At 65.1% G+C, this 10,790-nt stretch carries 11 protein-coding genes; 5 read left to right on the top strand and 6 right to left on the bottom strand.

What is annotated here, in order from left to right; translation table 11 throughout:
* Positions 1-249: 249 nt before the first annotated feature.
* Positions 250-1,446 (bottom strand): amidohydrolase family protein, encoded by a 1,197-nt coding sequence (locus tag AC1REK_RS25670; RefSeq protein ID WP_492269962.1) that lies wholly within the window; start codon positions 1,444-1,446, stop codon positions 250-252.
* A gap of 139 nt (positions 1,447-1,585) precedes the next feature.
* Here AC1REK_RS25670 and fdxA point away from each other — a divergent pair, with 139 nt between their 5' ends.
* Together fdxA and AC1REK_RS25660 are read left to right on the top strand one after the other, a co-directional pair.
* Positions 1,586-1,915: a ferredoxin FdxA gene (gene fdxA / locus AC1REK_RS25665; RefSeq protein WP_066479450.1), complete on the top strand. Its 330-nt coding sequence runs from the start codon at positions 1,586-1,588 to the stop codon at positions 1,913-1,915.
* A 60-nt stretch (positions 1,916-1,975) separates the two neighbouring features.
* On the top strand, positions 1,976-2,749 hold the full coding sequence (locus tag AC1REK_RS25660; protein ID WP_316019205.1) for a ferredoxin--NADP reductase: 774 nt from the start codon (positions 1,976-1,978) through the stop codon (positions 2,747-2,749).
* A 286-nt stretch (positions 2,750-3,035) separates the two neighbouring features.
* On the opposite strand, the gene AC1REK_RS25655 is transcribed toward AC1REK_RS25660, so the two are convergent.
* The 5 genes from AC1REK_RS25655 to AC1REK_RS25635 all read right to left on the bottom strand — a co-directional run bounded on the left by AC1REK_RS25655 (position 3,036) and on the right by AC1REK_RS25635 (position 7,209).
* Positions 3,036-3,767: an ABC transporter permease gene (locus AC1REK_RS25655; protein WP_492269961.1), complete on the bottom strand. Its 732-nt coding sequence runs from the start codon at positions 3,765-3,767 to the stop codon at positions 3,036-3,038.
* 9 nt (positions 3,768-3,776) lie between these two features.
* Positions 3,777-4,523, bottom strand: a complete 747-nt coding sequence (locus tag AC1REK_RS25650) for an ABC transporter permease (RefSeq protein ID WP_327523383.1) — start codon at positions 4,521-4,523, stop codon at positions 3,777-3,779.
* Positions 4,524-4,526: 3 nt separating this feature from the next.
* The gene (locus tag AC1REK_RS25645) at positions 4,527-5,369 is read right to left on the bottom strand and encodes an ABC transporter ATP-binding protein (RefSeq protein WP_316019202.1); all 843 of its coding nucleotides are present in this window, start codon (positions 5,367-5,369) and stop codon (positions 4,527-4,529) included.
* Positions 5,366-6,343 (bottom strand): ABC transporter substrate-binding protein, encoded by a 978-nt coding sequence (locus tag AC1REK_RS25640; protein WP_316019201.1) that lies wholly within the window; start codon positions 6,341-6,343, stop codon positions 5,366-5,368. Before AC1REK_RS25640 ends, AC1REK_RS25645 begins: the two co-directional genes overlap by 4 nt.
* A 416-nt stretch (positions 6,344-6,759) precedes the next feature.
* Positions 6,760-7,209 (bottom strand): hypothetical protein, encoded by a 450-nt coding sequence (locus AC1REK_RS25635; protein ID WP_492269960.1) that lies wholly within the window; start codon positions 7,207-7,209, stop codon positions 6,760-6,762.
* A gap of 225 nt (positions 7,210-7,434) precedes the next feature.
* On the opposite strand from AC1REK_RS25635, the gene AC1REK_RS25630 reads away from it, so the two are divergent.
* The 3 genes from AC1REK_RS25630 to ccoO all read left to right on the top strand — a co-directional run bounded on the left by AC1REK_RS25630 (position 7,435) and on the right by ccoO (position 10,786).
* Positions 7,435-8,082, top strand: a complete 648-nt coding sequence (locus tag AC1REK_RS25630) for a helix-turn-helix domain-containing protein (protein WP_492269959.1) — start codon at positions 7,435-7,437, stop codon at positions 8,080-8,082.
* Between the two features lie 262 nt (positions 8,083-8,344).
* Positions 8,345-10,003: a cytochrome-c oxidase, cbb3-type subunit I gene (gene ccoN, locus AC1REK_RS25625; RefSeq protein ID WP_492269958.1), complete on the top strand. Its 1,659-nt coding sequence runs from the start codon at positions 8,345-8,347 to the stop codon at positions 10,001-10,003.
* A 12-nt stretch (positions 10,004-10,015) separates the two neighbouring features.
* Positions 10,016-10,786, top strand: a complete 771-nt coding sequence (gene ccoO, locus AC1REK_RS25620) for a cytochrome-c oxidase, cbb3-type subunit II (RefSeq protein ID WP_316019197.1) — start codon at positions 10,016-10,018, stop codon at positions 10,784-10,786.
* Positions 10,787-10,790 lie beyond the last annotated feature (4 nt).

Genomic DNA, 10,790 nt, shown 5'->3' with positions numbered 1-10,790 from the left:
GGCTCGCCCAAGCGGGGCGAGGCGCCTCTGATCGCGAATGTCGTCACGTGACCCAAATCGTTCGTATGCGAATGAGAATAATGACAAGTCGCGAGGCGCGGCAAGCGGGATTTGACGCGAGGGAAGTGCGCCGCCGTCATGCACGCCCTTGTGGCGAGCATCCACGTCCTGAACACGCCCTCGCCGACGGGCGCGAAGAGGTGGATGGTCGGCACAAGGCCGACCATGACGGGATGGAGCGGGGGCCGCTCAGTGCTGGACGGAGGGGATCTTCTCGGCCGGCGGGGTGTTGCGGCTTATGCCGCTGCGCACGATGCCGTCGATCACAATCATGCCGATGCCGGGCAGGTCGCCGAGCTGGATCGAGTCGAGGAAGTTCCTGCCGGCGGAATGCTGGGCCTTGTCCATGAAGACGAAATCGGCGCTGCGCCCGACCTCAATCAAGCCGCAATCGAGGCTGCGCATGCGGGCGGTGTTACCGGTGGCGAAGCAGAACGCCACCTCGGCCGGGACGTCGCCGAGCGAAGACAGCATCGAGACCATGCGGACGATGCCGAGCGGCTGGACGCCGGAGCCCGCCGGCCCGTCGGTGCCGAGGATGACGCGGTTCATCTCGCCCATCTCGCGGGCGACGCGCAGCGTGTAGAGCGCAGCGCGCTCATTGCCGTTATGGACGAGTTCGAGGCCGCGCTTGCAGCCCTCGCAGATGCAGCGGATTTCCTTGTCGGGCAAGGCGGTATGGCCGCCATTGATGTGGCCGACGACATCGGTATCGGCTTCCAGAACGACATCGGCGCCGATCAGCCCGGAGCCGGGGATCGAGGGGCCGCCGGTGTGGATCGTCGACTGGATGCCGTATTTGCGGGCCCAGGCCACCATCTCCTTCGCCCGCGCGCCGTCCTTGACGCCGCCGAGGCCGACTTCGCCGAGCAGCTTCACGCCGGCATCGGCCAGGTCCTTGAAGTCCTGCTCGACCATGCCGGGCTCGATCACCGGGGCGCCGGCATGGATCTTGACGCCGCCGGGGCGGAAGGCGGTGAAGGCGCGCTGCGCATAGATCGCCATGGCCTTGAGGCCGACAATGTCCTTGGGACGACCGGGGGTGTGGACCTCGCCGGCCGAGATCATGGTGGTGACGCCGCCATGCATGGTCGAGTCGATCCAGCCGAGCTGGTTCTGGCGCGGCGTCCAGTCGCCGGCGACGGGGTGGACATGGCTGTCGATCAGGCCGGGCGAGAGCACGGTGCCATGGGCGTCGATGACGGTGTCGGCCTGGTCGGTGTCGAGGTCCTTGAAGCGGCCGACCGCGGCGATCCTGCCGCCGATGGCGATAAGCGTGTCGGCGTCCAGGATCGGGCGCTCGATGTCGCCCGAGAGCATCAAGCCGATGTTCTTGATGACCAGCTTGTGGTTGGCGCCGACCGTCGCCGTCTGCAGTTCAGCCATCTCGTTCCGCCCTCTGAAGCCCTGGATATCCTCTCCGTCCCGAACCCGATTGACAAGTACGATCGAAGGCGGCATATCGTTTGTGTACGAACAAGTTTTGCACCCGCCTTCCCAGCCTGTCAAGCGGCAAGGATCCCGCATGGCCTTCGCAGTGACCAGCGCCTGCATCCGCTGCAAATACATGGATTGCGTCGAAGTCTGTCCGGTGGACTGCTTCTATGAGGGCGAGAACATGCTCGTCATCCATCCCGACGAGTGCATCGACTGCGGCGTCTGCGAGCCGGAATGCCCGGCCGAGGCGATCGTGGCCGACAATGCCGAGGGCGCAGCCGAGTGGCTCGCCCTCAATGCCAGGCTGGCGCCGCTCTGGCCGAACATTACCGAGAAGGGCGAGCCGCCTTCCGACGCCGATGCGTGGAAGGGAATACCGGACAAAATCGACCTGCTTTCCGAACGCGCCGCGACGTGATAAGCGAATGACGGCGTCCAATAATCTGCTTTTTCGCTAGACTATCCAGGGATCTACGAGATGAGCAATTTCTACGAGGAGCGCGTGCTCAGCGTCCACCACTGGACGGACACGCTCTTCAGCTTCACGACGACTCGCGACACGACGTTCCGCTTCAAGAATGGCCAGTTCACGATGATCGGCATCAAGGTGAACGAAAAGCCGCTCCTGCGCGCCTACAGCGTGGTCAGCACCAATTACGATGAGAACCTCGAGTTCTTCTCGATCAAGGTGCCGGACGGGCCGCTGACCTCACGCCTGCAGAACCTGCAGGTCGGTGATCCGATCATCATCGGCAAGAAGGCGACCGGCACGCTGGTGCTCGACAACCTCAAGGACGGCAAGCGGCTGTTCCTGCTCGGCACCGGCACGGGGCTCGCGCCCTTCCTGTCGCTGATCCGCGATCCCGAGACCTATGAGCGCTACGAGAAGGTGGTGCTGGTGCATGGCTGCCGGCAGGTCGCCGAGCTCGCCTATGGCGAGCAGATCACGCAGCACCTGCCGAATGACGAGTTCCTCGGCGAGATGATCCGCGACCAGCTGATCTATTATCCGACGGTGACGCGCGAGCCCTTCCGCAATCGCGGCCGCATCACCGACCTGCTCACCTCCGGCCAGCTCTTCGAGGATATCGGCCAGGGGCCGCTCGATCCCGCCAGCGACCGCTTCATGCTCTGCGGCAGCCCGCAGATGCTGGTCGACCTCAAGCAGATCTTCGAGTCGCACGGCATGGAAGAGGGCAACCATGGCGAGGCCGGCGACTATGTGATCGAGCGGGCCTTCGTCGAGCGCTGAGCCCGCCGCCTCGAAACCCAGTCAAGAATCGGACGGCCGGCCCAAATCCACGGGCCGGCCGTTTTCGTTCGTGCTGGGCCCAGCGCCTTTTCAAGGCTCCGGCCCCTTTCGGCTCGTCCCCGCGTCGCAGCGGTCTGGGGCATACGCAGGGCTTGGGCGTATTGGCTGAGCCTTCAGAGAAAGAAGGGCAGGGCCCGAAACAGAAAAATCCCGGATCACCTTTCGGCGCCCGGGATGAGGAGTTCCGTGGTGTCGGAGCCTGATCGGCGCTGCCGCCAGGGCTGGCTCAGCGATGCGTCAGCTGGCGGTTGAACAGCATCATCAGGCTGTTGCAGCTCACCGCGAACACGGTCAGCAGGAGCGCGATCGCCATGATCGTGTCGATCTGGCCGATATTGATGGCGCTGGTCAGCATGAAGCCGAGGCCGCGCTGCGAGGCGAACATCTCGCCGATCAGCACGCCGAGCAGGGTCAGCGAGAAGCCGAGGCGCACGCCCGAGATGATCTCCGGCAGGATCGCCGGCAGGATCACGGTGAAGGCGGATTGCGAAGGCGAGAGCCGCATCACCTGCGAGGTCCGGCGATAGACCGGCTTCATCTGGCGGATCGCGTTCATCGAGAACAGGGTGATCGGGATCAGCCCGTGCATCACGCCGAAGGCGATCTTGGCGGAGATGCCGAGGCCGAAGCAGAGCAGCACCAAGGGATAGAGCACGACCTTGGGGATCGAATAGAGCGTCGTCAGGATCGGCTCTGCGACGTTGCCGGCGAGCTTGCGGACGCCAAGCACGATGCCGAGGCTGATGCCGCCGAGCAGCGAGAGGGCGAATGCGGCGACGAAGGCCCGCATCGTCTCGCTGATGTTCAGCCAGAACTCGCCGGTGCCGAGCAGGGCGCCGAGCTTGACGACGGTCTGCAGCGGCGAGGCGATGGCCGACGCGCCGACGAGCAGATGGAAGCCCTGCCAGAGCAGGATGAAGGTCAGGAGGACGATGAGAGTGCCGGCGAGTTTGGGCATGGCGTCACCTCACCGTTGGCGCCGCGCCTGGAGGCGCCGGTCGATCATGTTGAGGATCGTGTTGACGATGGTGACGGTCACCAGCACGAGCAGGATCAGCGCGTACATGTGCCCGTTCTCGAACAGGTTGTAGGCATAGGCGATGGCGTAGCCGATGCCGGCACCGGAGAGGATGAACTCCGAGGCGATCACCCCGATGAAGGAGTAGGCGACCGAGAGCTTCACGCCGGTGAAGAGATAGGGCAGCGTCGCCGGCAGCTCGACGAGGAGCGCCGTCTTGGCCCGCGACATGCGGTAGATCTGCGCGGTCTTGCGCAGCACCCGCGGGATCCGGTCGAGCCCGTTCAGCGTCGCGGTGATCATCGAGACGACGGCCAGCAGCACGGCGATCGCGATGATCGAGGCGGAGCCGACGCCGAAGAGCGTGATGAAGATCGGATAGAAGACGAAGGTCGGGACGGCATAATAGCTCGCCAGCAGCGGCTCGAGCGCGTCACGCAGGGCCGGCAGCGAGTAGATGATCAGGCCCGCCACGAAGCCGAGCAGGATCGAGAGCGCGGTCGAGATGGCGATGTTGGTGAAGGTCGTCCTGATATCGGCCGAGAACTGGCCGGTGCGCAGGATCTCGGCGAGCTCGACCACCATCTGCGAGGGGGCGAGCATCACCATGCGGGGAATGACGCCGACCCGGCAGAGCAGCTCCACCGCGAGGATCATCGTCGCGACGACGATCAGGCGCAGCCATTTTTCCGACATGGCTCAGCTCTTCCCGGCCGACATGATCTTCAGCGCCTCGATGCGCAGCTTTTCCCAGAGCCGGGCGGTGATATCGCCGAAATGCGGCGTCGAGACCACGCGGCTGTCGCGGTCGCGCTCCCAGCCGGTCTCGACGAAGTCGATGAAGGTGCCCGGCCTGGTCGACATCACGCCGACCCGGTCGGACAGCATCGCCGCCTCGTCGAGCGCGTGGGTGATCAACAGCACCGTCGCCGAAGTCTCGCGCCAGAGCCGCAGCAACTCGTCGCCCATCAGCAGGCGCGTCTGCTGGTCGAGCGCGCCGAAAGGCTCGTCGAGCAGGATCAGCCTCGGCTGCATGACGAGGGTCCGGGCGATACAGACCCGCTGGCGCATGCCGCCGGAGAGCTGGGCCGGAAACGAGGCCGCGAAGTCCTTCAGCCCCATGAAGCCGATGGCGTAGTCGACACGGCGCTTGATCTCGGCCGGGTCGACCCCGGCGCGCCGGAGCCCGAAGGCGACGTTGTCGCGGACATTGAGCCAGGGGAAGGAGGCGTCCTCCTGGAAGACGACGCCGACCCCGTCGGGCACGCCGTTGACCGGCTTGCCCTCGAAATGCGCCGTGCCGGCCTGCGGGGCGCTCAGTCCCGCAAGAATGTCGAGCAGGGTCGACTTGCCGCAGCCGGAGGGGCCGACGACCGAGAAGAATTCGCCCTTGGCGAGGTCGAGATCGATCGGTCCCAGCGCATGCAGCGTCGATTTCGGCAGCTGGAAGATCCGTGTGACGCCGCGCAGCGTCGCATGGGCTTCAGCGGGCGCGGGCTGTTTGAGTGTCACGACCTTGGCGCCCGTTGCTGCCGCGCTCATTGCTTGGCCTGCAGGTCGGCAGGCAGGAAGGACTTGTCGAGGATCGTCGACCAGTCGACGTCGTTCTTGACCTCGCCGATCAGCTTCAGGCCCTCGACCATGCGGTTGAGCTCGGTGACGTTGAACTCGCCCTCGCTCCACATCTTCGGGCCGATCATGTTGTCGACGGCTTCCTTGGCGACGGCGGGCTCGAGCTTGTAGAGCTTCTCGATGATCTTGGCGGTCTCGGCCGGGTCCTTGTAGATCGCCTGCACGCCGGCGCGGCGCCCCGCGATGATCGCCTTGAGCTTGTCCGGGTTTTCCTGCGCGAACTTGCGGGTGGTGATGCCGACCGAGGTGGTCATCGGCTTCAGGATGTCGCCGGCCTTGTAGACGGTGCGGTACTTGTCCTTGCGGATGATCGAGAGCGGCTCGATCAGCACCGAGCCGACGATCGCGCCCTGCTCGAGCATGGTCAGGGCCGGGACGTAGCCGCCGGCCGCAACGCGCTGGACCTTGCTCTGGTCGATGCCCTTCTCCTTCAGGACCATCAGGAAGAGCATTTCGGAGACGGATTTCGGCGAGGTGATCGCGATCTTCTTGCCGACGAGGTCCTCGACGCTCTTCACCTCCGAATTCGGCATGGTGACCATCGAAGCCTCGGCGACGCTGCGCGTGCCGGTGTTGACGATGATCAGGTCGAGGCCCTGGGCCTTGGCGGCGAGCGCCGCGGAGACCGCGACCTCGCCATAGGGCGTCGCGCTGGCGAGGATGTTGCGCACCGTGGTGCCGCCGCCGCCGGAGCCGATGATGCCGGTGATGTCGATGCCGGCCTGCTTGAACAGGCCCTTTTCCATCGCGACCGCATAGGGTGCGCCATAGAGGCTCGCGCCCCACTGCGTCACGGAAATCTCCTCGGCACGCACCGGTGCCTGCAGGGACATCACCGCCACCGCGGCCGCCGCGAATTGGCGGATACCAAAGAAACCCGTCATGCCTCTCTCCCGATCAAGCCCATGCCCGCGATTGTTACCGTTCCGGCATGCTTCCAAATTTTCATTTGTATACAAATAACGATCTCAGCATGCAGAAACCTTGTCAAGCGGGTAAGCGCCCATAAAACGACGGCCGTCGGAGTGGATTTTGAGCGGCCGGTTTGGCCCGGCGCATAGGGCATCTACGCCATATCGCGTGCGATATGGCCTTGGATCGATGCAAAAAGCTCCTTTGGGCCGGCGCAGGGCGCACCGCCGGAATCGACATGCAGCAACGGGGCCAGCATCGGGGCCATAATGGCGTCTGGCAAGCGCGAATGCCGTCGCGCAGCGGATCTAAAATTGTTCGTGTACGAACTATCTTGTGATGAACTGAGTCGATGGCGCGAGCGGCTGAGCTGCTCGGGTGCGTACGGTCAGCCGGCCGAGCTCGCCCGCAGCGTGACCCGATCGAGGGCATAGCCGGTGCGGGCGAGGCTGCGATCGTCGAAGGTTGCGATCGAGACCGGTTCGAGATCGAGCAGGACCGACGGCAGGCCGAGTTCGGCCGCCAGCGCGTTGGCGAAGCGCATCAGCGCCCGTGTCGGCACCGAGCCGGGCAGGCGGGCGGTGGCGAGCTCGGTGATCTGCAAGGTCGCCTCGTCGCGCAGGGAGCGCAGCACGCAGAAGGCGAAGATTGCATGGACGCAGCCGCGCGCATCCTCGAGGACGACGAGGCCGCGGCGGCCATCCTTGCCGGCATAGGAGCGCAGATAGCGCGTCCACTGCGCCTTGCTCACGTCAGGATGGAACATCGAGACGAGCTGATAGGCCCGGCCGGCTTCCACGGGCGTGATCCGTCTTGCTTGCAGGATGTCGTCGCTCACCTTGTCCCTTTCCTCCCAGGGGCCGGCGGAGAGGACAGGTGCGGCAACCCGTCCGCATTGATCAGGATCAATTACATACCTACGCTTTGATGCATGGCTCCTTCCGGTTTCGGCGGCACCGCGATGCGGGTCGCAGCGAGGTGAGACGCCGTGGATTGCAGTATTTTGGCCTGTGCCCAGCAACGCCCCCAGAAGGCGGGATGCCAGACTTGCGGCATTCGCCCGATGAGCATCTGCTCTTGCCTGGCCTCGGACGAGCTTGCCCTGCTCGACGCGCTGGCCCATCCGGTAACCTTCGGCGCCAAGGAAACGCTCTTCGTCCAGGGCCAACCGGCTGAGGCCGTGTACAATCTCACCGGCGGCGCGGTGCGGCTCTACAAGCTCCTGCCCGATGGGCGCCGGCAGATCGTCGGCTTTGCTCTGCCGGGCGACTTTCTCGGCCTGGCGATGCGCGATGCCTTCGGCTTCTCGGCCGATGCGATCGAGACCGTCACCGCCTGCGCCTTCCCGCGCTCGGCCTATTCAGCGCTGGTCGACGCCAAGCCGCATCTGCTGCGGCGGCTGCACGACTACGCCACGCATGAGCTGACCCTGGCGCAGGAGCAGATGCTGCTGCTCGGCCGGCGCAATGCCGAGGAGCGGCTGGTCTGCTTCCTGCTGACCATGCGCGAGCGCTGGGCGAGGCTAGGGCGTTCCACGACGACGATCGAGCTGCCGATGAGCCGCCAGGACATCGCCGATTTCCTCGGGCTGACGATCGAGACGGTCAGCCGGACCTTCAGCAAGCTGGCCAGGAACCGCAAGATCCTGATCGTGCCGGACGGGGTGCGCCTGCTCGACATTGAGGGCATGACCAGCCTCGCTGCGGCCTGAGCATCCGAACCAGCCGTGGCCTGATCGCCTGGCTCGCCGCGTCTCTGCGCGGAGCGCCGGGCGCGGCTTTGCGTGCGCTGCTTGCTGCGGCGCAAAACGCCCGTACGACCACTGACGTCGGGGCGGCTTTTCTCCTCGATCGCCACGCTCTTCCCGCTCTTCAGAAGCAGTTGATCTGCATCAAGGCCAAGTCTCGCACGGACGGGTAACCCCTCGGCAGGAGGCGCCTGTGTTGCGCTGCAGCGAGATGAAGGGGTGTCGCATGGCGGCGATGGGCTATCCGATCCGGCGGGCCACGGTGGGGGAGATAGGCGGGATGGTGCTCGCGGCCGCGTCCGTGCTGCCGCTGATCCTGATCGCTGCCATGACCGAAGACCGTGGCTACGCTTTCCATGCGGCCCTCGGGGCGCTGGCGGCGCTGGGGTCCGTATTCCTGATCGCAAACCGTTGCTTCCGGCCCGGCCAGGTGCCGGCGCCGCAGGAGATCGGCGGCAAGCCGAACTACAATATGGAGCCGGTCAAGTTCGCGACCGTCGCCGCAATGGTCTGGGGCATCGCCGGCTTCACCGTCGGGCTGATCATCGCCCTGCAGCTCGCCTTCCCCGATCTCAATTTCGATCTGCCCTGGATCAATTTCGGCCGGCTGCGGCCGCTGCACACCTCGGCGGTGATCTTCGCCTTCGGCGGCAACGTGCTGATCGGCACCTCGTTCTACGTGGTCCAGCGCACCAGCCATGCCCGCCTCGCCGGCGATCTCTCGCCCTGGTTCGTGGTGCTCGGCTACAACCTCTTCATCGTCATCGCCGGCACCGGCTACCTGCTCGGCATCACCCAGAGCAAGGAATACGCCGAGCCGGAATGGTATGCGGACCTCTGGCTGACCGCGGTCTGGGTCGTCTATCTCCTGGTCTTCCTTGGCACGCTCGCCAAGCGCAAGGAGCCACACATCTATGTGGCGAACTGGTTCTATCTCGGCTTTATCCTGACGATCGCCGTCCTGCATATCGGCAACAACGTGGCCTGGCCGGTCTCGATCCTGTCGCCGAAGTCCTACGGCCTCTGGTCGGGCGTGCAGGATGCGATGTTCCAGTGGTGGTACGGCCATAACGCGGTCGGCTTCTTCCTGACCGCCGGCTTCCTGGCGCTGATGTACTACTTCGTGCCGAAGCGGGCCGAGCGTCCGGTCTACAGCTACCGGCTCTCGATCATCCACTTCTGGGCGCTGATCTTCCTCTACATCTGGGCCGGTCCGCACCATCTGCACTACACCGCGCTGCCGGACTGGGCGCAGACGCTCGGCATGACCTTCTCGATCATGCTGTGGATGCCCTCCTGGGGCGGCATGATCAACGGGCTGATGACGCTGTCGGGCGCCTGGGACAAGCTGCGCACCGATCCGGTCCTGCGGATGATGGTCGTCTCGCTCGCCTTCTACGGCATGTCGACCTTCGAAGGTCCGCTGATGTCGATCAAGGCGGTGAACGGGCTCTCGCACTACACCGACTGGACCATCGGCCACGTCCATTCCGGCGCGCTCGGCTGGGTCGCCTACATCTCCTTCGGCGCGATCTACTGCCTCGTGCCGTGGCTGTGGAACCGCAAGGAGCTGTATTCGCTCAAGCTGGTGAACTGGCACTTCTGGATCTCGACGCTCGGCATCGTGCTCTACATTTCGGCGATGTGGGTGTCGGGGATCATGCAGGGCCTGATGTGGCGGGCCTACACCTCGCTCGGCTTCCTCGAATACTCCTTCATCGAGACGGTCGCGGCGATGAAGCCCTACTACGTGATCCGCGCGATGGGCGGCGGCCTCTTCCTCGCCGGCGCGCTGATCATGGCCTTCAACCTCTGGATGACGGTGAGGAGCGGCGCGCCGCAGCGCGAGCACGCGCCCGATCCGCAGCTCGTCCCCGCCCAGTAAGGAACCTGTCCCATGTCGAGCCTCGACGCCCCCAAGCAGGCGCCGCGCCAGTCGCTGTGGTCGAAGCACAAGATCTTCGAGACCAATTCGATCATCCTGGTGATCGGGGTGCTGATCGTGATCTCGATCGGCGGTCTGATCGAGATCGCGCCTCTCTTCTACCTGCGCAACACGATCGAGAAGGTCGAGGGCATGCGGCCCTACACGCCGCTGGAGCTCGCCGGCCGCGCGATCTATGTCCGCGAGGGCTGCTACAACTGCCACAGCCAGATGATCCGGCCGCTGCGCGACGAGATCGAGCGCTACGGGCATTACTCGCTCGCGGCGGAAAGCATGTACGACAAGCCCTTCCAGTGGGGCTCGAAGCGGACCGGGCCCGATCTCGCCCGCGTCGGCGGCAAGTACTCGGACGAATGGCAGCTCGCCCATCTCAACCGGCCGCGCGATCTCGTGCCGCAATCGATCATGCCGGGCTATCCCTTCCTGGCGAAGACCGAGCTCAACTACAACGACATCGCCAATCATCTGCGCGCCAACCGCGCCAGCGGCGTTCCCTACACCGACGAGATGATCGAGGACGCGAAGCGCGATCTCGAGGCGCAGGCGACGCCTGACCATCCGCGCGCCGCCGAGCTGGAGAAGCGCTACCCGAAGGCGCAGATCCGCGACTTCGACGGCGACGCCCAGAAGATCAGCGAGGCCGATGCCCTGATCGCCTATCTGCAGGTGCTCGGCACGCTGGTCGACTTCAAGCTCTACGACGACAAGGCCAACATCCGGTGAGCAC

This window comes from Allobosea sp. GW823-FHT02B03 (assembly GCF_058797755.1).
Note: the sequence above shows the minus strand (reverse complement) of the source record. Positions and strands in the feature narration are given on the sequence as shown.